This window comes from Actinokineospora lacus (genome assembly GCF_053813445.1).
In genome coordinates this window covers 687386-710648 of the sequence record NZ_JBQERA010000001.1, presented here as the reverse complement: position 1 = coordinate 710648, position 23263 = coordinate 687386, and the positions used below count along the sequence as shown (strand labels likewise).

At 72.5% G+C, this 23263-nt stretch carries 27 protein-coding genes; 11 read left to right on the top strand and 16 right to left on the bottom strand.

The window, feature by feature from the left end:
- Positions 1-25 precede the first annotated feature (25 nt).
- From ACTG9Q_RS03520 to ACTG9Q_RS03485, 8 genes are all read right to left on the bottom strand, one after another.
- The gene (locus ACTG9Q_RS03520) at positions 26-991 is read right to left on the bottom strand and encodes a Ppx/GppA phosphatase family protein (RefSeq protein ID WP_455571100.1); all 966 of its coding nucleotides are present in this window, start codon (positions 989-991) and stop codon (positions 26-28) included.
- The gene (locus ACTG9Q_RS03515) at positions 991-1677 is read right to left on the bottom strand and encodes a response regulator (protein ID WP_455571099.1); all 687 of its coding nucleotides are present in this window, start codon (positions 1675-1677) and stop codon (positions 991-993) included. Before ACTG9Q_RS03515 ends, ACTG9Q_RS03520 begins: the two co-directional genes overlap by 1 nt.
- On the bottom strand, positions 1674-2909 hold the full coding sequence (locus ACTG9Q_RS03510; protein WP_455571098.1) for a sensor histidine kinase: 1236 nt from the start codon (positions 2907-2909) through the stop codon (positions 1674-1676). Before ACTG9Q_RS03510 ends, ACTG9Q_RS03515 begins: the two co-directional genes overlap by 4 nt.
- A 170-nt stretch (positions 2910-3079) precedes the next feature.
- On the bottom strand, positions 3080-3826 hold the full coding sequence (locus tag ACTG9Q_RS03505) for a phosphoglyceromutase (protein ID WP_455571097.1): 747 nt from the start codon (positions 3824-3826) through the stop codon (positions 3080-3082).
- A 513-nt stretch (positions 3827-4339) separates the two neighbouring features.
- Positions 4340-5254 carry a DUF4349 domain-containing protein gene (locus ACTG9Q_RS03500; protein WP_455571096.1) on the bottom strand — a complete coding sequence of 305 codons (915 nt, stop codon included), beginning with the start codon at positions 5252-5254 and terminating at the stop codon, positions 4340-4342.
- A 63-nt stretch (positions 5255-5317) separates the two neighbouring features.
- Complete coding sequence (locus ACTG9Q_RS03495; protein WP_455571095.1) at positions 5318-5818, bottom strand: YbjN domain-containing protein; 501 nt, start codon at positions 5816-5818, stop codon at positions 5318-5320.
- Positions 5815-7101: a D-inositol-3-phosphate glycosyltransferase gene (gene mshA, locus ACTG9Q_RS03490; protein ID WP_455571094.1), complete on the bottom strand. Its 1287-nt coding sequence runs from the start codon at positions 7099-7101 to the stop codon at positions 5815-5817. Before mshA ends, ACTG9Q_RS03495 begins: the two co-directional genes overlap by 4 nt.
- Before the next feature lie 97 nt (positions 7102-7198).
- Positions 7199-7696, bottom strand: coding sequence for a hypothetical protein (locus tag ACTG9Q_RS03485; protein WP_455571093.1), 498 nt, complete (start codon positions 7694-7696; stop codon positions 7199-7201).
- Positions 7697-7879: 183 nt separating this feature from the next.
- On the opposite strand from ACTG9Q_RS03485, the gene ACTG9Q_RS03480 reads away from it, so the two are divergent.
- Positions 7880-8740 carry a helix-turn-helix domain-containing protein gene (locus ACTG9Q_RS03480; protein WP_455571092.1) on the top strand — a complete coding sequence of 287 codons (861 nt, stop codon included), beginning with the start codon at positions 7880-7882 and terminating at the stop codon, positions 8738-8740.
- The gene (locus ACTG9Q_RS03475; protein WP_455571091.1) at positions 8737-8901 is read left to right on the top strand and encodes a DUF397 domain-containing protein; all 165 of its coding nucleotides are present in this window, start codon (positions 8737-8739) and stop codon (positions 8899-8901) included. The genes ACTG9Q_RS03480 and ACTG9Q_RS03475 overlap by 4 nt, the downstream gene beginning before the upstream one ends.
- A 64-nt stretch (positions 8902-8965) precedes the next feature.
- Here ACTG9Q_RS03475 and ACTG9Q_RS03470 read toward each other — a convergent pair whose 3' ends face one another.
- Positions 8966-10120 (bottom strand): L,D-transpeptidase, encoded by a 1155-nt coding sequence (locus ACTG9Q_RS03470; protein WP_455571090.1) that lies wholly within the window; start codon positions 10118-10120, stop codon positions 8966-8968.
- Between the two features lie 81 nt (positions 10121-10201).
- Between ACTG9Q_RS03470 and ACTG9Q_RS03465 the strand changes: the two genes are divergently transcribed.
- Positions 10202-10936 (top strand): SDR family NAD(P)-dependent oxidoreductase, encoded by a 735-nt coding sequence (locus ACTG9Q_RS03465; protein ID WP_455571089.1) that lies wholly within the window; start codon positions 10202-10204, stop codon positions 10934-10936.
- A gap of 23 nt (positions 10937-10959) precedes the next feature.
- Here ACTG9Q_RS03465 and ACTG9Q_RS03460 read toward each other — a convergent pair whose 3' ends face one another.
- Complete coding sequence (locus tag ACTG9Q_RS03460) at positions 10960-12051, bottom strand: UDP-N-acetylmuramate dehydrogenase (protein WP_455571088.1); 1092 nt, start codon at positions 12049-12051, stop codon at positions 10960-10962.
- A gap of 25 nt (positions 12052-12076) precedes the next feature.
- Here ACTG9Q_RS03460 and ACTG9Q_RS03455 point away from each other — a divergent pair, with 25 nt between their 5' ends.
- The 5 genes from ACTG9Q_RS03455 (at position 12077) to ACTG9Q_RS03435 (ending at position 15777) form a co-directional block, all read left to right on the top strand.
- Entirely contained in the window at positions 12077-12562 is a 486-nt protein-coding gene (locus ACTG9Q_RS03455) for a DUF2505 domain-containing protein (RefSeq protein ID WP_455571087.1), read from the top strand.
- 421 nt (positions 12563-12983) lie between these two features.
- Positions 12984-13778 (top strand): class I SAM-dependent methyltransferase, encoded by a 795-nt coding sequence (locus tag ACTG9Q_RS03450; RefSeq protein ID WP_455571086.1) that lies wholly within the window; start codon positions 12984-12986, stop codon positions 13776-13778.
- 43 nt (positions 13779-13821) lie between these two features.
- Complete coding sequence (locus tag ACTG9Q_RS03445) at positions 13822-14514, top strand: response regulator (protein ID WP_455571085.1); 693 nt, start codon at positions 13822-13824, stop codon at positions 14512-14514.
- An 88-nt stretch (positions 14515-14602) separates the two neighbouring features.
- Positions 14603-15379 carry a DddA-like double-stranded DNA deaminase toxin gene (locus ACTG9Q_RS03440; protein ID WP_455571084.1) on the top strand — a complete coding sequence of 259 codons (777 nt, stop codon included), beginning with the start codon at positions 14603-14605 and terminating at the stop codon, positions 15377-15379.
- Complete coding sequence (locus ACTG9Q_RS03435; RefSeq protein WP_455571083.1) at positions 15367-15777, top strand: Imm1 family immunity protein; 411 nt, start codon at positions 15367-15369, stop codon at positions 15775-15777. Before ACTG9Q_RS03440 ends, ACTG9Q_RS03435 begins: the two co-directional genes overlap by 13 nt.
- Before the next feature lie 23 nt (positions 15778-15800).
- Here ACTG9Q_RS03435 and ACTG9Q_RS03430 read toward each other — a convergent pair whose 3' ends face one another.
- Positions 15801-16916 carry an LOG family protein gene (locus ACTG9Q_RS03430; protein WP_455571082.1) on the bottom strand — a complete coding sequence of 372 codons (1116 nt, stop codon included), beginning with the start codon at positions 16914-16916 and terminating at the stop codon, positions 15801-15803.
- 22 nt (positions 16917-16938) lie between these two features.
- Here ACTG9Q_RS03430 and ACTG9Q_RS03425 point away from each other — a divergent pair, with 22 nt between their 5' ends.
- Positions 16939-17334: an SRPBCC family protein gene (locus ACTG9Q_RS03425; protein WP_455571081.1), complete on the top strand. Its 396-nt coding sequence runs from the start codon at positions 16939-16941 to the stop codon at positions 17332-17334.
- 225 nt (positions 17335-17559) lie between these two features.
- Here ACTG9Q_RS03425 and ACTG9Q_RS03420 read toward each other — a convergent pair whose 3' ends face one another.
- The 4 genes from ACTG9Q_RS03420 to ACTG9Q_RS03405 are packed head-to-tail and all read right to left on the bottom strand — an operon-like array spanning position 17560 to position 19949.
- Positions 17560-17682, bottom strand: coding sequence for a hypothetical protein (locus ACTG9Q_RS03420; RefSeq protein ID WP_455571080.1), 123 nt, complete (start codon positions 17680-17682; stop codon positions 17560-17562).
- Positions 17683-17736: 54 nt separating this feature from the next.
- Positions 17737-18612: a formyltetrahydrofolate deformylase gene (gene purU, locus ACTG9Q_RS03415; protein WP_455571079.1), complete on the bottom strand. Its 876-nt coding sequence runs from the start codon at positions 18610-18612 to the stop codon at positions 17737-17739.
- 26 nt (positions 18613-18638) lie between these two features.
- On the bottom strand, positions 18639-19358 hold the full coding sequence (locus ACTG9Q_RS03410; RefSeq protein WP_455571078.1) for a maleylpyruvate isomerase family mycothiol-dependent enzyme: 720 nt from the start codon (positions 19356-19358) through the stop codon (positions 18639-18641).
- A 42-nt stretch (positions 19359-19400) separates the two neighbouring features.
- Complete coding sequence (locus ACTG9Q_RS03405) at positions 19401-19949, bottom strand: YbaK/EbsC family protein (RefSeq protein ID WP_455571077.1); 549 nt, start codon at positions 19947-19949, stop codon at positions 19401-19403.
- A 351-nt stretch (positions 19950-20300) separates the two neighbouring features.
- On the opposite strand from ACTG9Q_RS03405, the gene ACTG9Q_RS03400 reads away from it, so the two are divergent.
- Positions 20301-20906, top strand: a complete 606-nt coding sequence (locus ACTG9Q_RS03400) for an RNA polymerase sigma factor (RefSeq protein WP_455571076.1) — start codon at positions 20301-20303, stop codon at positions 20904-20906.
- Positions 20903-21388 (top strand): carboxypeptidase regulatory-like domain-containing protein, encoded by a 486-nt coding sequence (locus ACTG9Q_RS03395; protein ID WP_455571075.1) that lies wholly within the window; start codon positions 20903-20905, stop codon positions 21386-21388. The genes ACTG9Q_RS03400 and ACTG9Q_RS03395 overlap by 4 nt, the downstream gene beginning before the upstream one ends.
- On the opposite strand, the gene ACTG9Q_RS03390 is transcribed toward ACTG9Q_RS03395, so the two are convergent.
- Entirely contained in the window at positions 21366-23246 is a 1881-nt protein-coding gene (locus tag ACTG9Q_RS03390; protein WP_455571074.1) for a helix-turn-helix domain-containing protein, read from the bottom strand. The genes ACTG9Q_RS03395 and ACTG9Q_RS03390 overlap by 23 nt on opposite strands.
- Positions 23247-23263: the final 17 nt, after the last annotated feature.

Below are 23263 nucleotides of genomic sequence, written 5' to 3'. Positions count from 1 at the left end.
GACCACGCGCGGGCAGCGGCGGTGACTACTTCACCGCCGATGTCGATGTGACAGTGTGGTCCCCACCGTTCGTCTGGTCCAGCCGCCTCAGGATGACGCCTTCGCGCAGCGCCCACGGCCCGATCTCCAACTCCGACAGTGACAACGCTCGCATCGTGGCCTGCGCCACAAGCGCGCCCGCGACGAGCTGGTGCGCCCGCGACGAGCTGACCCCTTCCAGCTCGGCCAGGTCGGCGGCCGACATCCGGGAGACGAACGCCAACAGCTGCCGCAGGCCCGACTCGGTCAGGGTACGTCGTACCCGGGCCCCGGCCGACGAGGGCGCCGCCCCGGTGAGCCGGGCCAGCGTGCGGAAGGTCTTGGAGGTGGCCACCGCCCGGTCCGGCACGCCGTGGCGGGCCAGCCGCTTGGCCACCGGGGCGAGCTGCTCGGTCAGCCACTCGGTCGCCGAGTCGATCTCCGCGCGGGACGGCGGGTCGGCGGTGAACCGGGTGCGGGTGAGCCTGCCCGCGCCCAGCGGGACCGACAGCGCCACGTCCGGGTCCTCGTCCACCCCGACGGCCAGCTCCAGGGAGCCGCCGCCGATGTCGAGGACCAGCAGGTTGCCCGCCGACCACCCGTACCAGCGGCGCGCGGCCAGGAACGTCAGCCTGGCCTCGTCCTCCCCGGAGAGCACCTTCAGCTCGACCCCGGTCTCGGCGGCCACCCTGGCCAGCACGGCCGAGGAGTTCGACGCCTCGCGCACCGCCGAGGTGGCGAAGGCCATCAGCTCGGCGCAGCCCAGCCGCCTGGCCGAGGTCTTCGCCGAGGCGACCGTGCGGACCAGCTCATCGGCCCCGGTGCGGGAGAGCTCGCCTCCCCGGGTGATCCGCTCGGCCAGCCGCAGCACGGTCTTCTCCGAGCAGGCGGGCGTGGGGTGGGCGCCCCGGTGGGCGTCCACCACGAGCAGGTGGACGGTGTTGGACCCGACGTCGAGTACTCCTAGGCGCATCAAGACTCGAACTTATAGCCCAGCCCCCGAACAGTCACCAGGTGGCGCGGCGATGCCGGGTCCGGTTCGATCTTGGAGCGCAGCCGCTTGACGTGGACGTCGAGGGTCTTGGTGTCGCCGACGTAGTCCGCGCCCCACACCCGGTCGATGAGCTGGCCCCGGGTGAGCACCCTGCCGACGTTGCGCAGCAGGTACTCCAGCAGGTCGAACTCCTTGAGCGGCAGCGCGACCTCGGCGCCGTCGACGGTCACCACGTGCCGCTCGACGTCCATGCGCACCGGGCCCGCGGCGAGCACCTGGGGCAGCAGCTCGTCGGCGGCGCTCTCGCCGCCGCGGCGCAGCACGGCACGCACGCGGGCGATCAGCTCGCGCGCGGAGTAGGGCTTGGTGACGTAGTCGTCGGCGCCGAGTTCCAGGCCGACGACCTTGTCGATCTCGCTGTCGCGGGCGGTCACCATGATCACCGGGACCGCGGAGCGCTGGCGCAGGGCCTTGCAGACGTCGGTGCCGCTCATGCCCGGCAGCATCAGGTCGAGCAGGACGATGTCGGCGCCGTTGCGGTCGAACTCCTCGAGGGCCTGCTGGCCGGTGACCGCGACGGCCGCGGTGAAGCCCTCCTTGCGCAGCAGGAAGGCCAGGGGGTCGGCGAAGGACTCCTCGTCCTCGACGATCAGCACTCTCGTCATGCCGTTCCTCCAGGTTCAGCGGCGCCGTCGGACTTCGACGGGGCCAGCGCCGGGGTGCGGGCCCCGGCACGGACAGGGTCGGCGAGGCCCGCCGGGTCGGCGGCGGCGTCGGCCGGGATGGTCGCCAGGTGGGCGGGGATGCGCAGGGTGAACGTCGACCCCAGGCCGGGCTTGCTCCAGAGGGCCACCTCGCCGCCGTGGTTGGCCGCGACGTGCTTGACGATGGCCAGGCCGAGGCCGGTGCCGCCGGTGGCCCGCGAGCGCGCCTTGTCCACGCGGTAGAACCGCTCGAACACCCGCTGCTGCTCGTCCTCGGCGATGCCGATGCCCCGGTCGGTCACCGAGATCTCGACGAACCCGTCGACCTCCTGCCTGCTCACCGACACCGGGCTGCCCGGCGGCGAGTAGGCCAGGGCGTTGTCGAGGAGGTTGGACAGGGCGGTGACCAGCAGCGTGCGGTCGCCGTCGACGAGCAGGCCGGTCTCGGCGTCGGTGGCGATGTCGATGCCGGTGGAGTCCATGGCCAGCCGCGCGCGGCCCAGCGCCTCGCGGACCACCGCGTCGACCTCGACGGCGTGCATCTCCGGCAGCCGCTCGGCCCCCTGCAGGCGCGACAGCGCGATCAGCTCGGTGACCAGCCTGCCCAGCCGGTTGGCCTCGTGCAGGACCTTGGTGGTGAAGCGGCGGACTTCCTCGGGGTCGTCGGTGGCGTCGAGCACGGCCTCGGCGAGCAGGGCCATCGCCCCGACCGGGGTCTTGAGCTCGTGGCTGACGTTGGCGACGAAGTCGCGCCGGGTGGCCTCCAGGCGCACCGCGTCGGACTGGTCGTCGGCCTCGACCACGGTGAACCCGTCGCCGAGCGGGCGGACCTCGCCGAGCACGGCCTCGGGGCTGCGCCGCCCGCGCGACTCCAGCGGGGAGATGTCGACCTCGACGGGCTCGCCGGTCTCGCGCACGACCTCGGCGGCCTTGCGGGCCCTCGGGTCGACCTGGTTGGCGCGCACCAGGCCGAGGGCCTCGGCGCGCGGGTTGTGGATGACGACGTCGCCGAAGTGGTTGAGCACGACCACCCCGGTCCTGCTGGCCTGGACTATGCGGCCGAGCAGGTCGGAGACGGTGGGGCCGGTCGGCTGCCGGGGTTTGCGGGCCCGGGTGCGGGCGATCGCGAAACCGACGAACAGGCCGGTCAGCAGTGCGCCGAGCGACAGGAGGAGACAGACCGGGGCGGCCACGAGGGGATCGTAAGCAGGTGGGGAGGGGTTTGGACCAGCCCGAATGGCGGTTCAGTGACCCTGCTGACACCTTCCGGCCACTTATTCCCCGGTCGGACAGCCTTCGTTCACCCGTTGGTGGCTTTCGGTCCCGGGGGCGGCGACGGCGCGCCGTCCCCGGGACCAGTGGCTTACTTGCCCTGGTTGGCGACCTTGTTGATGGCGGCCTCGGCGGCGGCCGGGTCGAGGTACTGCCCGCCCGCGGTCTTCGGGCGCAGGTCCTCGTCGAGGTCGTAGCGCAGCGGGATGCCGGTGGGGATGTTGAGCTTGCTGATCGCCTCGTCGGAGACGCCGTCGAGGTGCTTGACCAGCGCGCGCAGCGAGTTGCCGTGCGCGGCGAGCAGGATGGTCTTGCCCGCGCGCAGGTCCGGGACGATCTCGGCGTCCCAGTAGGGCAGCAGCCGGGCGACGACGTCCTTGAGGCACTCGGTCAGCGGCAGGTCGGCGCCGAGGTCGGCGTAGCGGGGGTCGCCGTCCTGGCTGTACTCGCTGCCGGGCTCGATGGGCGGGGGCGGGGTGTCGTAGGAGCGGCGCCAGAGCATGAACTGCTCCTCGCCGAACTCGGCGAGGGTCTGCTTCTTGTCCTTGCCCTGCAGGGCGCCGTAGTGGCGCTCGTTGAGCCGCCAGTCGCGCTTGGCCGGAATCCAGTGCCGGTCGGCCGCGTCGAGGGCGTAGTAGGCCGTGGAGATGGCGCGCCGCTGCAAGGAGGTGTGCACGATGTCGGGCAGCACGCCCGTCTCGCGCAGCAGCTCGCCGCCGCGGATGGCCTCGGCGACGCCCTTCTCTGACAGCGGGACGTCCACCCAGCCGGTGAACAGGTTCTTCGCGTTCCACGTGCTCTCGCCGTGGCGGAGCAGGACCAGGGTTCCGATTCCCATAATCGGCAAGCCTGCCAGATGCCGACCGGGCGCGACCGGGCCCGACCGTGGCGAACGCCACTCGCGCGGGGCGGTGACCTCCGCGCGGGCCGTCCACCGTCACGCGTTGGGCCGAACGGTCCCGATCACTACACTCGCCCCCACTCGGCGTCACCCCTTAGTGTGGCTAAAGGTGTTGTTGACAACGACCGAGTGACGGGAAAGTTGCGCACGCACGCGCTTTCGAGACCGAATAGTTACCTACGGAGAGCGATTTTCCCGTTTGGGGGATTGGGCGGCCCTTGTGGAGTTGTCTGCCGTCTGACAGGTTGGGCCCCAGCCGAAGCCGGGCCAGCTCCCACGCACTCCCTGGTCCGGACGGCGACAGTGCGGTCCGACTCCCCTGCCGGACCGCATCGCCCGACCGGCCCTGAGGTGCCCCCCGCCTCATGGACCGGCTGGGAACGCCGCGGGGCGGTTCACTTCCGCGACTCCCCCTCGCAGAACCGCCCCGCGCCTCCCGTTTCCTGGCCTTCAGGCCTCCGCGGTCCCCGGCAGCTCCGGCGCCACCCGGCGCTTCGGGCCGGGCCGCGCCCGCCACCACCGCCACGCCAGCACGCCGCCGATCGCGATGACCACCGCGAAGGGCAGCACCACGGCGACGAAGCGCAGCAGCGCGCCCAGGGTGTCGGTGAAGGCGCGCCAGCCGGTGGCCAGCGCTCCCAGCACCCCGTCGTCCTCCTCGACCACGGGCGCGGGCTCGCCGACGCGCCTGATCGTGAGCGTGACCGTGGAGACCGCGACCTGGCCGGAGAGGGTCTCCCTGCGCTTGAGCAGCGATTCGAGGTCAGCCTCGCGGCGGGTCAGCTCGGCCTCGACGCGCACGATCTCGTCGAGGTCGGTCGCCTTGGCGAGCAGTGCGCGCACCCGCGCGACGCTCGTGCGCTGGGTGGTGATCCGGCTGTCCACGTCGACCAGCTGCTCGGTCACGTCGTCGGCGGTCTGCGAGCTGCTGACCAGCGTCCCGACTCGGCCCAGCTCGCCCACGACCCGGTCGAACTGGTCGGAGGGCACGTGCAGGGTGAGCCTGGCGTGGTTCGAGCGGACCTCGGAGCCGCCGGTGTAGCCGCCCGCGGCGGTCACGATCCCGCGCGCCTGCTCGGCGGCGGGCAGGACCTCGGGCGAGGTGACCTCCAGCGTCGCGGTCCGGATCAGCTTGCGGTCGACGCCCGGCTGGGCGACCTGCGCCGCCCGCGGCGGCTCGGCCTGGTCGGCCGCGGAACCCCCTTCGGGGGCCTGTGGGGCCTCGGCGCCGCCGCGGGAGCCCGCGTCCCGCTCGGCGGCGGGCATGGGGGCGGCGTGGTCGGCCGAGCTCCCGGTGGACGCCGAGCAGCCCGCCGCCCCCGCGGCGGCGAGCAGCAGCACGGCCAGCAGCCGGTTCCTGATCATGGGTCCTCCTGTGGGTCTCCCCCCACAGACGGGCCCTGTCGGCGCCGCGTTGCCGGTTGCCGGTTACGAGTCGGACTCGGTCGGCTTGAGCAGGTGCTCGAACGCCTTGAGGTTGGCCAGCGACTCCCCGCGCGAGACCCGCCAGTCGTACTCGCGGCGGATCGCGGTGGCGAAGCCGATCTCCAGCAGCGTGTTGAAGTCGCCGTCAGCGGCCTCCAGCACCTGCCCGAGCAGGCGGTCCAGCTCGTCGGCGGTCACCGAGTCCGGCGCGGTCCTGCCGATGAGGTAGATGTCGCCGGACTTGTCGACGGTGTAGGCCACGCCGTAGAGCTTGGCGTTGCGGCGCAGCAGGAACCGGTAGACCTCCTCGTGCGCCTCGTCGGGCCTGCGGCAGACGAACGCCTCCACCAGCAGCGCGTGCCTGCGCGCGATGAGCCAGCAGTTCGTCTGCTGCTTGCGGGTGCCCGGCAGGGTCACCAGGTAGCGGCCCGGCTCGGGGGTCTCGTAGGTCAGCTCGCGCTCGTCGAGGGCGCTGCGGATGGTCTGGTCGAGATCGGCGGTCACACCGCAACCTCAGCACGGGCCAGGGAGTACCGCAGGGCGCGGTCGGCCCCGATGTAGGCGCGGATGAGGGCGTCGGTGGTCCGGTCCCAGGAGAACTGGCGGGCGTGGCGCACCGCGCCCGCGGCCAAGACCGCGCGCAGCCCGGGGTCGGCCAGCCTGCCGAGGGCCGCGGCCCAGTCGCCGGTGCGGTGCCCGTCGACGAGCAGGCCGGAGACGCCGTCGGCCACCGCGACCGGCAGCCCGCCCACGGCCGCGGCGACGACCGGCGTGCCGCTGGCCTGCGCCTCCACCGCGACCAGGCCGAAGCTCTCGTTGTGGCTGGGCACCGCGACGACGTCGGCGGCCCGGTACACCGAGGCCAGCGCGGCCCCGCCCTGCGGCGGCAGGAACCGGACCACGTCGGTGATGCCCAGCGCGACGGCCAGCTCGCGCAGCGCGGTGGGCTGTTCCAGGCCGGACCCGGACGGCCCGCCGACGACCAGCACGACCAGCCGCTCCCGGGGCACGGCGCCGCTCGCCAGCAGCTCGGCGGCGGCGCGCAGCAGCACGTCGGGGGCCTTGAGCGGCTGGATGCGCCCGACGAAGGCGAACACCAGCGCGTCCGGGGCGATGCCCAGGTGCGCCCGGTCGGCGGCCCGCTTGCCCGGCCGGAAGCGGTCCAGGTCGACCCCGGGGGCGACGGTGTCGACCTTGCCGGGGTCGGCGTCGTAGAGGTCGAGGAGCTGGCGGGCCTCGACGTCGGTGTTGGCGATGAGCTTGTCGGCCTCGTCGACCACCTGCTGCTCGCCGATCACCCGCCCGCGCGGCTCGGGGGTGTCCCCCTCGGCGAGCGCGGCGTTCTTGACCTTGGCCAGGGTGTGCGCGGTGTGCACCAGCGGCACGGCCCAGCGGTCGCGGGCCAGCCAGCCCACCTGCCCGGAGAGCCAGTAGTGGGAGTGCACGAGGTCGTAGTGGCCCGGCTCGTGGCGGGCCTCGGCGCGCAGCACGCCCGCGGTGAACGCGCACAGCTGACCGGGCAGCTCGGCCCGCTCCATCGGCTCGAACGGCCCGGCGGCGACGTGGCGGACCAGCACCCCGGGAGCCAGCTCGGCCACCGGCGGCAGGTCCGAGGACGTCGCCCGCGTGAACACCTCCACCTCGATGCCCCGCCGCGCCATCCGCGTGGCGGTCTCGCTGATGTAGACGTTCATGCCCCCGGCGTCCCCGGTCCCCGGCTGCTCAAGGGGGGAGGTGTGCACGGACAGCACCGCGACCCGTCGCGGTCGGCGCAGCGGGAGGTCCACCCAGGCTCACCCCTTTGTCGACGTCGTCAAGGGAGGCCAACGAAGACGCCCGCCTAATCCTTGCCCGAAGGTGATGTTCGTCACTCAACCTGAGCCGTTAGGCAGTCGACGCCGTGGCCGCCTCCGTCACCGCCGCGCGGGCTGTCGCCGCTGCCTGCCCGGCCGTCTCGACCGCGTGTTCGGCCGCCTCCACCGCGTCCCGGGCGCTCCGCACGGTGCTGGTCACCACGGCGACCGCGTGCGCGGCCTGGTCGGCCGCCGCCCGCACGGCCTGGGCCTCCCGCTTCAGGCCCAGCGCCCACGCGGCGTCCGCCTGCGACCTGGCGTACTCGACAACGGTGCCCGCCTGTTCACCCGCGCTGCCGAACTCGGCCAGCCGGGAGTCGGCGTCGTCGAGGGCCCGGATGTCGGCTAGCACGGCCGCCCCCTGCTCGCACAGCGCGGCGACGTGACCGGCGGCGAGCGCGATCTCCACGTCCCCCACGGTCAGGTACGCGCCGCCCTCGCGGCTCAACCGCAGGCTGACCTGCTCCTCGTGCCCGACGTGGACGCCGACGATCACGTCCACCCCGCGCTCCGGAGACCACCACGTCATCTCGAACCTCCTGTTGATCTTCTGTTCGGCCGTGGCCGGGACCTGCGCGGGGACCGCGTCGAGCGGCCGGTCCGCCGCGAGTATCGTTGTCTCGATCGGTCAAAGTGAGACCGATCACTTGGCGCTAGGCTACGACGTAACTGGTTACTTGACTAGTAATCCGATCGAGTGAGGGGAAGGCGCGTGCCGCTATCGACCACGCCGACCGTGCTGCGGCGGTACATCGCGTTCGAGCTGCGGCGACTCCGCACCGCGGCCGGGAAGAGCCAGCTCGACGCCGCGAAGCGGCTGGACACGGCCAAGTCCCGGATCACGCACCTGGAGACGAGCCGCAACCTGCCCCGGCTGACCGACGTCGAGCTGCTGCTGCCGTTCTACGGCGCCCCCGAGCTTGTCGACAGCTTCCGCGACCTCATCGTCCAGACGCGCAACGCGCCCGCCGCCTTCGAGCCGGACGAGTCCGTTCGGCTCCCGCCCGGATTCGACCTCTACCTGGGCCTGGAACAGGGCGCGTCGCGCATCGTGTCCTGGTCAGCCCTGTTGCCGATGGGGCTCATCCAGTGCCGCGAGTACGCCACGGCCGCGATCTGCGCCGATCGAGCGGGCTTGTCCGACGACGATGTCGAGCGCATCGTTGACCTGCGGATGCACCGGCAGTCCGTCCTCGACCTGGACGACGGCCCGGAATTGGTCACCGTGCTGGACGAGTCGACGCTGCGCCGCCAGGTCGGCGGGCCATCCGTGCTGGCCAGGCAGCTCGACCACCTGCTCGCCATCGGCGAGCAGCCGAACATCGACATCCGGGTGCTGCCGTACTCGGCAGGCGGGCACCCCGCCCTGCACGGGCCGTTCATCCTGCTGGAGTTCCCCATCCCCCGCGATCCCGGCGTGGTCTACCTCGAAGACCGCATCGGCGGGCGGTACCGCGACGACGTCGAGGACATCGACGAGTACATCGCCGTGGCCGACCAGCTCCAGGGTCTAGCCTTGTCAGCAGCGGATTCGGCGCGGTTGATCAACCAGATCAGGAGGGAATTGCCATGACCACGTGGCGGAAGTCGAGCAAGTCCGCGGGCAGCGGCGAGTGCGTTGAAATCGCGAGCACCCTCGGGGCGGTGCGCGACAGCAAGAACCCGGCGGGCCCGACCCTGCCGGGGCCGGTGCCCGCGCTCGTCGCGGCGATCAGGCGGGGCACGCTGAGCTGAGCACCCCGACCCACGACGCCCCCGGCCACGCGACGCGGCCAGGGGCGTTGCCCGTCGACGGGGGTCAGAGCGCCGACATCGCCTGCCACTGGGTCCAGGAGAACAGCCAGTCGTTGACGTCGGAGGTGGTCGGCATGTCCGCCTTGGAGCCGGTGACCTCGACCGGGTCGCCGATGACGGCGCTGTCGAAGTACTTCTTGGCGTCGGCCTCGAACAGGTTCACGCAGCCGTGCGAGGAGTTCTTCTTGCCGATGTTGGCCCGGTTCTCCTCGTTCTCGTGGATGAACTCGCCGTGGTTGGAGAAGCGCACGGCCCACTTCTTCTTGACGTTGGTGTAGCCGTAGCGGGGGTTGGAGAAGTCGCCGACTTCCTCCTTCGCCATCACGATCATGGTGCCGTTGGGGGTGTTGAGGTTCGGGTCGTCCTCGCGGCCGTTGCTGGCCGGGTAGCTCACGTGCAGCTTCCCGTCGCGGTAGACGTCCATCCGGTGCTCCGGGGTGTTGATCTTGACGACCTGGTTGCGGCCGATGCTGAACTCCGTGCTCAGGTCCGACTTGCCGTACGCGCCGCCGCCGTAGGCCACGCCGTAGAGGCTCGCGGTGACGGTGACCTTGGTGTTCGCGGGCCAGTACTCCTTGGGCCGCCAGTCGACCTGGCGGTCGTGCAGCCAGCCCCAGGAGCCCTCCACCGGCACCGAGGTCTCGACCTTGAGCGCCTTCTCCACCGCGGCCTTGTCGACCACCTTGCCCTCGGGGAACTTGAGGCTGATCGGCATGCCCACCCCGACCACGGCGCCGTCGACCGGGTTGATCGTGGCGCGCGGGACGCTCTTGGGGCTGACCGTGGTGAACGAGCCGGTCAGCTCGACCTTCTTGCCGTCGGTGCCGGTCGCCGCGGCGGTGTAGGTGTACTTCTTGCCGTAGCCCAGCGGCTCGGTGGAGGCCCAGCCCGCCTTGTCCTCGGCCAGCTCGCCCTCGACGGACTCGCCCGTCGGGTTGGTCAGCTCGACGGCGTCGATCGTGCCCTCGGCGACGGCGACGGTCACCGGGGCGCTCACCGGCACGCCGGTGGCCGCGTCGGCCGGGGTGGCGGTGAGCTTGGCGACCGGCGGGACGTCGGCGGCGGCCGGGTCACCGGGGGTTCCGGCGATCTCGGAGGTACAGGCGCTCGACAGGGCAAGCGTCAGCAGCAGCGCTCCCAGCAGCTTGTGTCCTGGCACCGGTGGAACCTCCCAAAGAATCGTGTGTCGCCGCTCGCAAGACGCGTGAGCCCCCTCAGGGGTTGCGGCAGGATCGACGTTGTGAACAAGCGCACCGCAGTCGTGACCGGGGCCAGCGCGGGCATCGGCGCCGCCACCGCCCGCCACTTGGCCAAGGCCGGGTTCGCCGTCGTGCTCGGCGCCCGCCGGGTCGAGCCGCTGGCCAGGGTGGCCGAGGCCACCGGCGGCCGGGCCGTCCCGCTGGACGTCACCGACCCCGCCTCGGTCGAGGCGTTCGCCGCGCAGGTTCCAGAGTGCCACGTGCTCGTCAACAACGCGGGCGGCGCCCGGGGGCTCGACCGCGTGGCCGACGCCGACGAGGAGCGCTGGCGCTGGATGTTCGACGCGAACGTGCTGGGCACGCTGCGGATGACGAAGGCGCTGATGCCCAAGCTGATCGACTCCGGCGACGGGCACGTGGTCACCGTCACCTCGATCGCCGCCTACGAGGTCTACGACGGCGGCTCCGGCTACACCGCCGCCAAGCACGCCCAGTCCGCCCTGCACCGCACCCTGCGCGGGGAGTACCTGGGCCTGCCGGTCCGCTTCACCGAGGTCCTGCCCGGCATGGTCGAGACCGACTTCTCCCTCAACCGCTTCGACGGCGACGCGGGCCGCGCCGACGCCGTCTACCAGGGCATCGCCCCCCTGACCGCCGACGACGTCGCCGACGTGATCGCCTTCGCCGCTACCCGCCCCGCCCACGTCAACCTGGACCAGATCGTCATGAAGCCCCGCGCCCAAGCCTCAGCCACCCGCGCCCACCGCGAGCCTTAAGGCAGTCAGACTCCCGCGCACCGCTAGAGGACGCAGTTGACCAGCACCGGTTCGGCGTGCAGGTCGATGCCGAACGCCGTGCGCACCCCGTCGCGCACCTCGGCGGCCAGGGCCAGCAGGTCGGCGGTGGTCGCCGAGCCGCGGTTGGTCAGCGCCAGGGTGTGCTTGGTGGACAGCCCGACGCGCCCGCCCGGTCCCGGGTAGCCGCGGGTGAAGCCCGCCCGCTCGATCAGCCAGGCCGCCGACAGCTTCGACGCGGCCGGGCCCGCCGGGTAGCGCGGCACGGTCACGTCGGGTCCGACGCGCTCGGCGATGCGGGCCATCACCGCGTCCGCCGCGTCGGCGGGCACGACCGGGTTGGTGAAGAACGAGCCCGCCGACCAGGTGTCGTGGTCGGCCTGGTCGAGCACCATGCCCTTGCCCCTGCGCAGCTCCAGCACGGCCGCGCGCGCGTCGGCGACCGGCACGCGCTGGTCCTGGCGCACGCCCAGCGCGCGGGCCAGCTCGGTGTAGCGGATCGGGGCGGAGAGGCCGTCGTCGGTCAGGACGAACCGGGCGCGCAGCACGATGGCGCGGTCGCTGCCCTTGAGCACGCTGGTGCGGTAACCGAGGCCCAATTGGTCGACGCCGTGGGTGCGCACCTCACCGGCGTCGCGGTCGTAGACGTCGACCGACTCCAGCACCTGGCCGACCTCGACGCCGTAGGCGCCGACGTTCTGCACCGGGGTCGCGCCGACCAGGCCGGGGATGCCCGAGAGGCACTCCAGCCCGCCCAGGCCCGCCTCGACGGTGCCCGCGACCACGACGTCCCAGTCCTCGCCCGCCTCCACCGTCAGCCGGACCCGGCCCGGCTCGGCGGTGTCGATCTTGCTGCCGCGGTGTTCGAGGTGGATGACGGTGCCGTCGAAGCCGAGGTCGCCGATCACCAGGTTGGAGCCGCCGCCGATGATCAGCAGCGGGGTGTCGGCGGCGTCGGCCGCGCGCACCGCGGCGACGACCTCCGCGGCGGTGGCCGCGGCCACGAACGCGGCGGCCGGACCGCCGAGGCGGAGGGTCGTGTACCCGCTGAGCGGGACGCCGGTGCGCGGGTCGGTGCCGAGGGGAAGGCTGGTCACGGGCACCAACGGTAACCTCCTGCGCATGGCCAGCCGCATCGAGCACCACGCCGCCCTCGACGCGCCCGCATCCCGGGTGCGCGCGGCGCTGGTGAGCCGGGAGTACCTGCAGGAGCGCCTGGCCGCGATCGGCGGCCCCGGAGCGGCCCTGGTCGACCTGACCACGGCGGGCGAGACGGTGACCTACCGGCTGCGCCAGATGGTCCCCGCCGAGCACCTGCCATCCGTCGCCCGCTCGGTGCTGCGCGGCGACCTGGTCGTCGACCGCACCGAGACGTGGACGACCGCTTTCACCGGCACGACGTCAGCACAGGTGTCCGGCGTTCCAGGGGAGATCACCGGCGCCCACACCCTGACCGACACCGACACCGGCTGCCTGTGGCGCACCGAGGGCACGGCCCGGGTCAAGATCCCCCTGATCGGCGGCAAGATCGAGACGGTCATCGCCGAACAGGTGATCCGCCTGCTGGCCACAGAAGCCGCCTTCACCGCCGAGTGGCTAACCCGCTGACAATGGCCCACCGCCAACGCCCCACCGCCAACGGCCCACTACCGACGGCCCGCCAACAGCGACCTGACCACGGCCCGCTAACGACAGGCCGTCAACAACAGCCTCACCACGCCCCACTGCCGAACGCTGGCCGGCAACGCCCCACCGAAGACGACCTCCCGACGTCGGCGCGCCGACAACAGCCTCACCACGCCCCACTGCCTGCGGCCCACCGACAATGGCCTAGCGACTACGACCCACTGACGACAGGCCGTCAACAACAGCCGCACCACGGCCCACTGCCGAACGCTGGCCGACGACAGCCTGCCATCGGCGACCTACATGTGAAGGCCCGCCGACAACGGCCTACTGACAGCGAGCCGCTGACGATCGTCTGCCCGCAACCGCCCGCCGACAGCCTGCTGACCGTGGTCCGCTGACCATGGCCCGTACCCCTCGGCTCGCCGCGGGGCGGGCTCGTGCGCTCGGCTGTCCCACCCGTGGCACCACCAACCCCAACCGGCTGCGCCGCGTCGACCGCTGGATGGCCGCGACCCTGCCGTTGCCCGCCGACGCCCTCGTCGTCGACCTCGGCTACGGCGCCACCCCGGTCACCACCGTGGAGATGGCGGGCAGGCTGACCGCGGTGTGCCCGTCGGCGCGGGTCGTCGGCCTGGAGATCGACCCCGTCCGGGTGCAGGCGGCGGCGTGGGCGTGCGACCCGCCGTCGCTGGACTTCCGCCGCGGCGGCTTCGAGCTGGCGGGCCTGCGCCCGGACGTCCTGCGCGCGTTCAACGTCCTGCGCCAGTACACCGAGGACGAGGCGCGGCAGGCGTGGTCGACGATGCTGGCCCGGCTGGCCCCCGGCGGGGTGCTGGTCGAGGGCACGTGCGACGAGGTCGGCCGCCGCTGCTCCTGGGTCACCCTCGACGCCGACGGCCCGCGCACCCTGACCCTGTCCTGCCTGCCCGCCGACCTCGAACGCCCCTCCGACCTGGCCGAGCGCCTGCCCAAGGCGCTGATCCACCGCAACGTCCCCGGCGAGCGGGTGCACGCGCTGCTGGCCGCCCTGGACGCCTGCTGGGACGCCGCGGCGCCGTTCGCCCCCTTCGGGCCGCGGGCCAGGTGGGTGGAGGCGGTGACGGCGCTGTCCGCGGCGTGGCCGGTGCTGCCCGGCCGCCGCCGCTGGCGCCTCGGCGAGGTGACCGTGCCGTGGGCGGCGGTCGCGCCCTACTAATGGCGGGTTGTCCCCGGTCGGTCGTTGGGGTCGGATGGGCGGCGTGAGCACGCAGACAGACGCCGAGAAGTCTCCGGCTCGGCTCGCCCCCGTCCGGGTGGGCGTGGTCGACGACGAGCCGATGGCCCGCACCTTCGTCACCCGCATCCTGGCCTCCGCCCCGGACATCGAGGTCGTCGCCGAGGCCGAGGACGGCGCGGGCGCCCTGGAACTGGTCCGCACCCAGGCCCCCAACGTCCTGCTCCTCGACCTGCGCATGCCCGGCATGGACGGCCTGGACACCCTCCGCGAACTCCGCCGCTCCCCGAACCGCCCCGCCGTCGTCGTGCTGACCACCTTCCACGCCGACGACGCCGTCGCCACCGCCCTCAACCTGGGCGCCAACGGCTTCCTCCTCAAGCACACCGACCCCGACGAACTGGTCCGCGCCGTCCGCGTGGCCGCCCGCGGCGGCTCCGTCCTCGACCCGTCGCTGACCCGCGACCTCATGGGCCACATGGCCACCCACCACCTCGACCGCATCGGCGCCGCGGCCGAGGTGGCCCGCCTCTCCAACCGCCTGCGCGACGTCCTGCGCCTGATCGGGGCGGGCCGCAGCAACTCCGAGATCGCCGAAGACCTCCGCCTCTCCGAATCCACCGTCCGCGGCTACGTCTCGGAAATCCTCGCCGCCACCGGCTGCGCCAACCGCGTCACCGCCGCCGTCCTCGCCCAGCGCGCCGGTTTACTCGGCTAAGCACTGGGCCAAGAGGCCAGCCGACGCCATGCGGAAGTGACGCCCGAGGCGGAAGACGGCTACCGATGCTCGTCGTCAAGGGGAACGGGTGTCAGTCGAGAAAATCGTCGCCGAGTTGCGGCAGGTCCTAGACCTTCTCGACCTGACAGCCTTGACGCAAGCACTCGACCTCATCCACCAAGCTGAGCTCACCTTCGCCAACGCCGCCCAAGGCAGCCAACAACCCGAGGCCAGGCAAGTGCTCGGGCTTTTCGCTCAGAGCAAGCAGCAGCTTGGGCAGGTGTACCAAAGTGTCATCGAGACCAAAGCGTTGGTGGAGCAGTACTTAACGAATCTGGTGGGTGGTACGGGAACGGGTGCGTCTACGCCGGAAGCGGACAGGTCAAAGGACAGGTCGCCGAACAGGAAGTCAACCGGGACCACGCCGGACGCCACGACGGTCACGTCCGGCTTGTCGTCGGACAAGCAGAGGCAGGTCAGGGACGTCCTCGCCACCCTGCCGCCTGAAGTTCCCAAACCCAACCCCAGCGGCAAGAAGACGCACGGCAAGGTGATGGGCAGCGACGAGGTCATCGTCAGTGGCATGGACGACGAGTCGGCCGAAGTGTGGCAACGGCTTTTGAAGGCAGGCATCCCGCCAAGGGCAAAGACAATGGCGGTGAACCACGTAGAGATGAAAGTCGCGGTTCGCATGATCCGTTCAGGCGCGAAGCACATCGAGGTAGTTGTCAACAACCAACCGTGCCCCGGTATCCTGGGTTGCCGCGAGCTGCTTCCCATCATTCTGCCCGAGGGCTACAGGCTCACTGTCCACGGCCCCAACTACCACGGCACCTTCGAAGGAGGAGAGAAGTGGTCGAGCTAGCAGTTTGGTATGACCAGGACGCCGGAGATGACTTTCGCGAGGGTGATGGCGAAATCATCATCCGTACGCAGGAGGAACTCGACGCGCTGGTCGACCGGGTGCTGCGAGAAACCGTCGACCACCGATGCCCGGCCGCTATTCAAGTGTCCATCAACGGCCGCAAGGGGTTGCCCGTCCTTGAAGTCGGCCTCGGTCAAGAACGAGGCTTCATCCAATATCACGCCGAGGATGGCGGCAGCACCAAGGGGAATGGCAGCCCGGAGGAGTACGTCGAGTACGTGTACATGGGAAACCTCAGCGAAGTGCAGGCCGATGTCGAAGTGGACATCACACAGGTACGACAAGGGTTGATCGAGTTCTTGGAAACGGGAAGACGACCTTCAGTGGTTCGGGATTGACTGCCGAAGTTTTATTGGCTGGTTCAGGCGAGTGTGGTGGCGTAGGTGGTGAGGACGTCGACGGCTTCGGTGGTGTCGTCGGTGATGGTGATCCACTGTTCGGCGGCGCGCCCCTTGGCGAGGCGGCGGACCAGGGGGGCCGCGGGGACGTCCTCGGTCCAGAAGCGGGTGCCCAGGAAGATCATGGGGGCTGGGGGGCCGGTGCTGGCGTAGTGGTTCTGGGTGTAGTCCTGGAAGACCTCCTGGACCGTGCCCGCGCTGCCGGGGGTGTAGACGATGCCGCCGGTGGCGATGGTCAGGAGGCCGTCTTCGCGCACGGAGTTGGCGAAGTACTTGGCGTGCAGTTGGCAGAACGGGTTGGGGGGCTCGTGGCCGTAGAACCAGGTGGGGATGCCGATGGTGCGGGGGCGGGGGTCGGCGGGCAGGTCGACGGACAGGCCCGCGGCCAGCCAGACGCCGATCTCGGTGGCGGCGTCGGCGCCTGACGCGGCGAAGCGGGGGGCCGCCGACAGCGCCGACAGGGCGGGCTCGGGGTCGGCCGCGGCCAGCCGGACGCCCAGGGGGACGGCCTCCATCGCGCCGGGGCCGCCGCCGGTGAGGACCGTGAAGCCCGCGCGGCCCAGTCGGCGGCCCAGTTCGACGGCCTCGCGGTAGCCCTCGGAGTCGCGGACCAGGGCGTGGCCGCCCATGACCGCGACGGGGTGGCCGGTGAGCGCGTCGCTGAGCGCGGTGGTGATGCTGTGGTCGTGCAGGCGCTCGGCGATGGCGTGCAGCGGGTCCAGCGCCTGGGTGCGGGTGTAGCGGTACACGCGGGCGTCCGGGGTGTCGGCGTAGGACCCCGGGCGCGCGGGGTCGAACCCGGCGAACAGCTCCTCCGGGGTGTAGAGCCGCGAGCGGTACACCTCGTAGGGCAGGTCCGGCACGGCCGGGAACAGCAGCGCCCCGCCCGCCTGCGCGCGCCGGGTGGTCTCCGGGGTCAGCGCGCAGCCCAGCAGCAGCGCGCCGTCAAGGGCGGTGCGCAGCAGGCGGTCGTCGGCCGGGTCGGTCAGGTCCAGTCCGACGAGCACCGCGCCGCGCAGGTCGTGCCTGGCGGCGCGGGCCGCCCGCAGGGCGTCGAGGTCGGCATACTCCGTGCGCACGCCGGGTAGCTTAGGGGTGACCATGAACCAGATACACGCCATCGCCGAACGCCTCGTCCCGCTGCCGGTCGACCGGGTCCGCGCCGCGGTGTCCGACTACGCGGGCGCCAGGGCGCGCATCCTGACCCCCGACTTCACCGACTACGAGCCGACCCCGGCCTTCACCCTGGACGGCCGCCGCCATGAGTTCACCGTCACCACGGTCGAGGACTCCGTCGTCGAGGCCGACCGGCACTCCAGCCTGGTGTTCACCTGGACGGTCGACGGCACCGCCGAGACCACCAGCGTCCGCCTCTCCGCCGCGCACGACGGCGCCAACGGCCCCCGCGGCCTGCTCCAGCGCGTCACCGCCCCGCCCAGGCTGCACGCCCGCCTGACCGCGCTGCTCGACAACCTCGCCGGCGACCTCGGCCAGTAGCGAGGACCTCGGCGCACTCGCCGCGACCCGCGCAGTGCTCCACCCATGGCACCCGCGACGCGCCCGAGCGGCCAACCACTTCGTAAGGAATTAAAGGCACGCGAAAATGGCCGACCCGGCCGCCGCTCACGGCGACGACCGGACCAGCCGGGCAGACCCGAGCGCACCCGGGATCGGTGGTGTGGAATTCCCCGGACAATCGGGGAAAGGCGATCGGAACTCGAGTCACCCCGCGCAGGCCGGTACGGCCTGTGCGCAGGACCACTCGCGGTCCTCCCAGGTCGGGCGGGCCAAGAGAGACAAAGTGGACAGCATGGTCAGCTGGTTGCGGGGGTCGGTGTCGCTCACAGAACAAAGGATGCCCGGCAATAGCGCCGCCAGGCAATCGAATTAATTCCGCTATCAGAAAATGACGGTCTTGTTCCCGTGCACGAGCACACGGCGCTCCAAGTGCCAGCGCAGGCCGCGGGCCAGGACGACCTTCTCCATGTCGCGGCCCTTGCGCACCATGTCGGCCACCGAGTCGTTGTGGTCGACCCGGATGACGTCCTGCTCGACGATCGGCCCGGCGTCGAGCTCGGCGGTGACGTAGTGGCAGGTGGCGCCGATCAGCTTCACCCCGCGCTTGTGCGCCTGGTGGTACGGGCGCGCCCCCACGAAGGAGGGCAGGAAGCTGTGGTGGATGTTGAGCGCGCGCCCCGACCACTCCGCGCACAGCTCCGTGGGCAGCACCTGCATGAACCGCGCCAGGACGATCGCGTCCGGGTGCGCGGCGTCGACGAGCTGGCGCAGCTGGGCGAAGGCCGCCGCCTTGCCCTCGGGGTCGGCCACGGGGAAGGGCACGTGGTGGAACGGGATGCCGTGCGCGCGGGTGATCGGGGCCAGGTCGGCGTGGTTGCCGATCACCGCGCGCACGTCCGCCTGCAGCTCCCCGCTGTGCACCCGGCCGAGCAGGTCGTAGAGGCAGTGCGCCTCCCTGGTGACCAGGATGACCACGCGCGGGCGGTCGGCGGTGTCCACGATGTCCCACTCGGCCCGCGCGCCCACGCGCCGGGCCACCTCGGCGAACTGGCGGCGCAGCTCGTCCACCCCGTAGGGCATCGAGTCGGCGCGCACGACCTGGCGGGTGAAGAACCAGTTCGTGTCCGGGTCGGAGTAGTAGTCCGCCTCGACGATCCAGCCGCCCGCCTCGCTCAGGAACGTCGCGATCTCCGCCACGATCCCGGTGCGGTCCGGGCAGCCCAACCTGATCACGAAGCGACGCTCGTTCGAGGACACGCCCGGATTGTCCCAGGTCACTCCGCTCAGAACGACTTGAGGGCGGCGACCAGCGCCGCGTCCCCGCCGAGCACCGCGGTGCTCGGGCGGCCCCACACGGCGCGGTAGACCGCGTCGGCGGTCCCCACGACGGTGGCGTCGGCGTCCAGCCCGGTGGTCTCCACCCGCAGCGGCTCGCCCTCGGTGAGCGTGATGAGCCAGACCCGCTCGGCGTCGGCGGCGTGCAGCAGGACCGTGCCGCTCGTCCGCGCGGGCGCGCCGCCGACGAGGTCGAGCAGCTCGTCGACGCCGTCGGCGGCGAACTCGGTGTCGTAGAGCAGCGTGGGCACCTCGTCGGAGACGGCGTGCTCGGCGTCGAGGCGGTGGATGGCGACCTCGTGCGCGCCCCGGCGGGCGAACCAGCCCGCGGTGACGTCGGGGATGGGCAGGAACGACCAGATGCGGGTCGCCGGGTCGGTGGCGGCCAGCAGGTCGTACATGCCCTCGGCCTCGCTCGCCCACCAGTCCAGGAGGGCGGGCCACTGCGCGGGCGGCGTGGGCCGCTCGGGCGCGGGGCCCTCGGGCGGCAGCGGCAGTGCCTGGCGGACCCAGGACTGCAGGGTGGCCAGGTGCTCCACCAGCGCGGTCACCGTCCAGCCGGGGCAGGTGCCGACCGGCGCGTCCGGCCCGGCCTTCTCGGCGGCCGCCCGCATGGCGTTGGTCTGGTCGCGGATGTGGTCGATGTACGCGGCGTAGTCCACGATCATGAGCCTAGTGTCGGAGGCCACGCCGATGCTCGCCCGTAATGCTCACCCTGCCCGGCCCAGTCCCTCGATGACCTCGGCGCCGGGCAGCGCGGCGAGGACGTCGCCGGGGATGAGCAGCTTGCTGCCCCTGATCCCGCTGCCGACGACCAGCTCCGGCGCGGCGGCCACGGCGGCGTCGACGAGCAGCGGCCAGCCCGCGGGCAGGCCGACCGGGGTGATGCCGCCGTAGGCCATGCCGGTGATCGCCACGGCGTGGTCCATCGGCGCGAACGACGCCTTGCGCACGTCCAGCCTGCGCCGCACGACGCCGTTGACGTCGGCGCGGGTGGTGGCCAGCACCAGGCACGCCGCCAGGCGCTCCTCGCCGCCGCGCCTGCCCGCGACGACGACGCAGTTGGCCGAGGCCGCCAGGGGCGACTGGTAGGCGGCGCAGAACTCGGCGGTGTCGGCCAGCTCCGGGTCGATCGCGGCGACGCCCACGCGGCCCGCGTCCGCCAGCCCGGCCAGCGCCTTGGCGACGGGTTCGGCGAGCAGCTCCGGGTGCTCGGCGGCGGGCAGGACTGTCAGGGTTCCGGCGATGGTCCAGGTCACGGCCGCCAGGTTAGCCGGGGCACGGCCGACTCCGAGGGCGCGCACCTCGTCGCCGGCGCGAACTTTTTCCCGGTCAAAGGTATCCAGCTAGCCCGTGATCGCTCTTTGAGATGTCCGGAGCGCGACAGTACCGTCACTGTGGAGGAACAAATGAGCCAAGCGGCGGGCACGAGACCGCGGGGCCGGGAGGCCCGCCGTCGGCGCGATCGCGCCCGGGGGACACTGATGGTCCGCGGCGTCATCTCGACGGACGAGCTCGCGGCGGTGGGGACGCACCGCGGCGGGTTCCGGCGAGGCAGCCAGAGGCACCAGGAAGCACAACCCCGGATAACGGAAGTTGGGGTGGGAGCGGTGACCGAGCTCCACACGGTAGGGACCAACCCGCCCTGGGAGGGGCTGGCCGGATCTGAGCGCTACGCCGCGTGCATGCTCGCGGCGCGCGGCGGGGACAAACGCGCGCTGGACGTGCTGATCGCCGAGCTGACCCCGCTGGTCTGGCATGTGGCGCGCGGGACGGGCCTGGACTACACCACCGCGGAGGACGTCGTGCAGACGGTCTGGCTGGCGCTGCTGCGCCACCTCGACCGCCTGGAGGAGCCGCGGGCGCTGGCGGGCTGGCTGATCACCACCACCCGCCGCGAGGCCAACCGCACCCGCCAGCGCATCGCGGCCCAGACCGAGCTGCTGCCCGAGTACGCCGAGCAGGTGCCCGGCAACGAGCCGCTGCCGGAGTCCGAGGCGCTGCGCAGCGAGCGCGACCGCAAGCTGTGGGCCGCCTTCGCCCGCCTGCCCGAGCGGTGCAGGCACCTGCTGCGCCTGACGGTGGTGGCGGGCCGGGCCGAGTACCGCACCGTGGCCGAGTCCTTGGGGATGCCGCACGGCAGCATCGGGCCCACCCGCGGCCGCTGCCTGAAGTCGTTGCGCGCGCTGTACGACGATGGGGAGGGTGGCAGATGAGAACCGTGGACGACCCCGGGATGGACCCGGCGGAGCAGCAGTACTGGCTCGACCAGGTCGCCTACCTCGTCGACGAGCTCGACCCCGTGCCCCCCGGCCTGGTGGAGCGCTCACAGTTCGCCGTCGCCATCGAGGACATCGACGCGGAGGTCGAGCTGGAGGCCGCGCTGTGGATGGACCAGCGCCCCCTGGTCGGCGTGCGCGGCGGCGGCCCCGGCACCATCACCTTCTTCGTGGGCGACCTGACCGTCATGGTCAACGTCACCCGCACCGGCGAGTGCCACCGCATCGACGGCTGGCTGGTCCCGGCGGGCGAGCACGGTGTCGAGGTCCGGGTCGCCGACCACGGCACGACCTCGACCATGGCCGACGTCGGCGGCCGGTTCGTGCTGACCGAGGTACCCCGGGGCACCACCCAGATCCTGGTCAAGATGAACGGCGGCAGGCCGCGCACCGTGGTCACGCCGACGGTCGTTCTCTAGCCAGCCGGTGCACGCGCAGGGCCAGGTGGATCTCCAGCGCCCGGCCGGGCTCCTGCCAGTCCGCGCCGAGCAGGGCCGCGATGCGCTCCAGGCGCTGCACGACGGTGTTCACGTGGACGTGCAGCACCTCCTTCGCGCGGGTCAGGTTGGTGCCGCAGGAGAAGTACGCCTCCAGCGTGCGCAGCAGGTCGGTGCCGCGGCGCTCGTCGTAGTCCAGGACCGGGCCCAGGGTGTCGCGGACGTAGGTGTCCAGGTCGGCCCGGTCGCCCAGCAGCAGCCCGACGAAGCCCAGGTCCGCCGACGAGCCGCCCTCGCCCGCGCGGCCGAGGGCGAGCAGGGACCGGACGCAGCGGGCCGCCTCGGCGTGCGCGTCGGCCAGCGCCGCAGGGCCGCGCGCCGGTCCGGCCGCGCCGACGGTGACCTGTGCGTCGAGGGCGGCGTTGAGCTCGCGGGCCATCCTGGCGGCCAGGGCGCCGGGCCGCTCCTCGCGGGCCAGCAGCACCACCTGCTCGGCGTGCACGCCCGCCAGCGCGCCGTAGCGGGCCGCGGCCAGGGCCAGCCTGCGCCGGGGCACGCGGTCGGCGGTGGCGACCAGCACGGCGAAGCGCGCGGTCAGGTCGACCCCGACCCGCCTGCCGCGGTCGAGCAGGGCGGCCGGGTTGCGGTCGGGGGCGGTGAGCAGGTCGGTCAGCAGCTCGCCGCGCACCTCGTCCTCGGCGTGGGCCACTGAGCGCCGCAGCATCAGCAGCAGGGCGGTGACGACGCCCGCGCGCTCGAACAGCCGCCGGTCGGCGTCGTCCAGCGTCGGGCGCCCGGTCAGCACGAGGCTGCCCAGCGGCTCCGGCCCGGCCAGCACCGCGCACACCCAGGTCTCGCCCGTGGACACCGCGCGGCCGGTCCCCCGGGAGGCGGCGACGGCCTCCGCGGTGGGGGCGGCGGCCTCGCCCACCCTGGCCAGCTCCACGCCCGCGGCGTCGTGCACGGCGATCCCCCCGCGCAGCACGTCGGCCACGGCGGCGGCCACCGACGGCAGGTCCCCGCCGCGCAGGACGAGGTCCATGAGCCGGTCGTGGGCCTCCTCGGCGCGGCGCATGGCCGCGTTGTGCGCGCTGATGGTCTTGTGGGCCTGGTTGAGGTCGGCGAGGGCCTGGCGGGTCTCGTCGAGCAGGTGGGCGTTGTCGATGGCGATGGCGGCGTGGTCGGCCAGCGAGCTGAGCAGCGCCACCTCCTCGGCGGCGAAGTCCCTCGGCGTGCGGTCGGCGGCGTAGAGCACGCCGATCACCTTCGACCCCAGGGCCAGCGGCACGCCCAGGATGGCCCGCAGGCCCTCGTCCTTGACCGAGGAGTCGATGGGCGAGGTGTGCAGGAAGCGCTCGTCGGCGAAGTAGTCCCGGGTCGCGTACGGCCGCGCGGACTGCGCGACCAGCCCGCCCAGCCCCTCCCCCATGCCCAGGGTGACCTGCTGGAACAGCGCCGACGCCGAGCCGTCGGTGACCCGCATGTAGGTGATGCCGCTGCGCTCGTCGTTCATGCTCAGGTACGACACGTCCACCCCGAGCAGCATCCGGGCGCGGTGCACGATCGAGCGCAGCACCGCGTCGGTGTCGCGCAGCTGCGCCAGGTCGCTGGCGGTGTCGAACAGCGCGGCGAGCTCGGTCTCCCGCCGCTGGTGGGCCGCCACGGTCGCGCGCACCCGCAGCGCGTCCTCCGTGGCCCGCTCGATGGCGGCCAGTTCCTCGCCCCGGACGCCCTCGGCCCTGGCCGCGGCGGCCACCTTGGCGAGGCGCTCCCGGCCCGCGCCGTCGGCCAGGAGCCCCAACAGCCCGCGCACCGCGTCGTCCGCCCTCACGCCCGTCATCGTCGCACCTCCCCGAC

Excerpts from the sequence above, each read along its gene's own strand:
- ACTG9Q_RS03515 (WP_455571099.1), bottom strand. The coding sequence starts at position 1,677 with ATGACGAGAGTGCTGATCGTCGAGGACGAGGAGTCCTTCGCCGACCCC.
- ACTG9Q_RS03450 (WP_455571086.1), top strand. The coding sequence starts at position 12,984 with ATGGCCCGTACCCCTCGGCTCGCCGCGGGGCGGGCTCGTGCGCTCGGC.
- ACTG9Q_RS03475 (WP_455571091.1), top strand. The coding sequence starts at position 8,737 with ATGACCACGTGGCGGAAGTCGAGCAAGTCCGCGGGCAGCGGCGAGTGC.
- ACTG9Q_RS03410 (WP_455571078.1), bottom strand. The coding sequence starts at position 19,358 with ATGATCGTGGACTACGCCGCGTACATCGACCACATCCGCGACCAGACC.
- ACTG9Q_RS03390 (WP_455571074.1), bottom strand. The coding sequence starts at position 23,246 with ATGACGGGCGTGAGGGCGGACGACGCGGTGCGCGGGCTGTTGGGGCTC.
- ACTG9Q_RS03455 (WP_455571087.1), top strand. The coding sequence starts at position 12,077 with ATGGCCAGCCGCATCGAGCACCACGCCGCCCTCGACGCGCCCGCATCC.
- ACTG9Q_RS03500 (WP_455571096.1), bottom strand. The coding sequence starts at position 5,254 with ATGATCAGGAACCGGCTGCTGGCCGTGCTGCTGCTCGCCGCCGCGGGG.
- ACTG9Q_RS03520 (WP_455571100.1), bottom strand. The coding sequence starts at position 991 with ATGCGCCTAGGAGTACTCGACGTCGGGTCCAACACCGTCCACCTGCTC.
- ACTG9Q_RS03505 (WP_455571097.1), bottom strand. The coding sequence starts at position 3,826 with ATGGGAATCGGAACCCTGGTCCTGCTCCGCCACGGCGAGAGCACGTGG.
- ACTG9Q_RS03485 (WP_455571093.1), bottom strand. The coding sequence starts at position 7,696 with ATGACGTGGTGGTCTCCGGAGCGCGGGGTGGACGTGATCGTCGGCGTC.
- ACTG9Q_RS03395 (WP_455571075.1), top strand. The coding sequence starts at position 20,903 with ATGAGAACCGTGGACGACCCCGGGATGGACCCGGCGGAGCAGCAGTAC.
- ACTG9Q_RS03425 (WP_455571081.1), top strand. The coding sequence starts at position 16,939 with ATGAACCAGATACACGCCATCGCCGAACGCCTCGTCCCGCTGCCGGTC.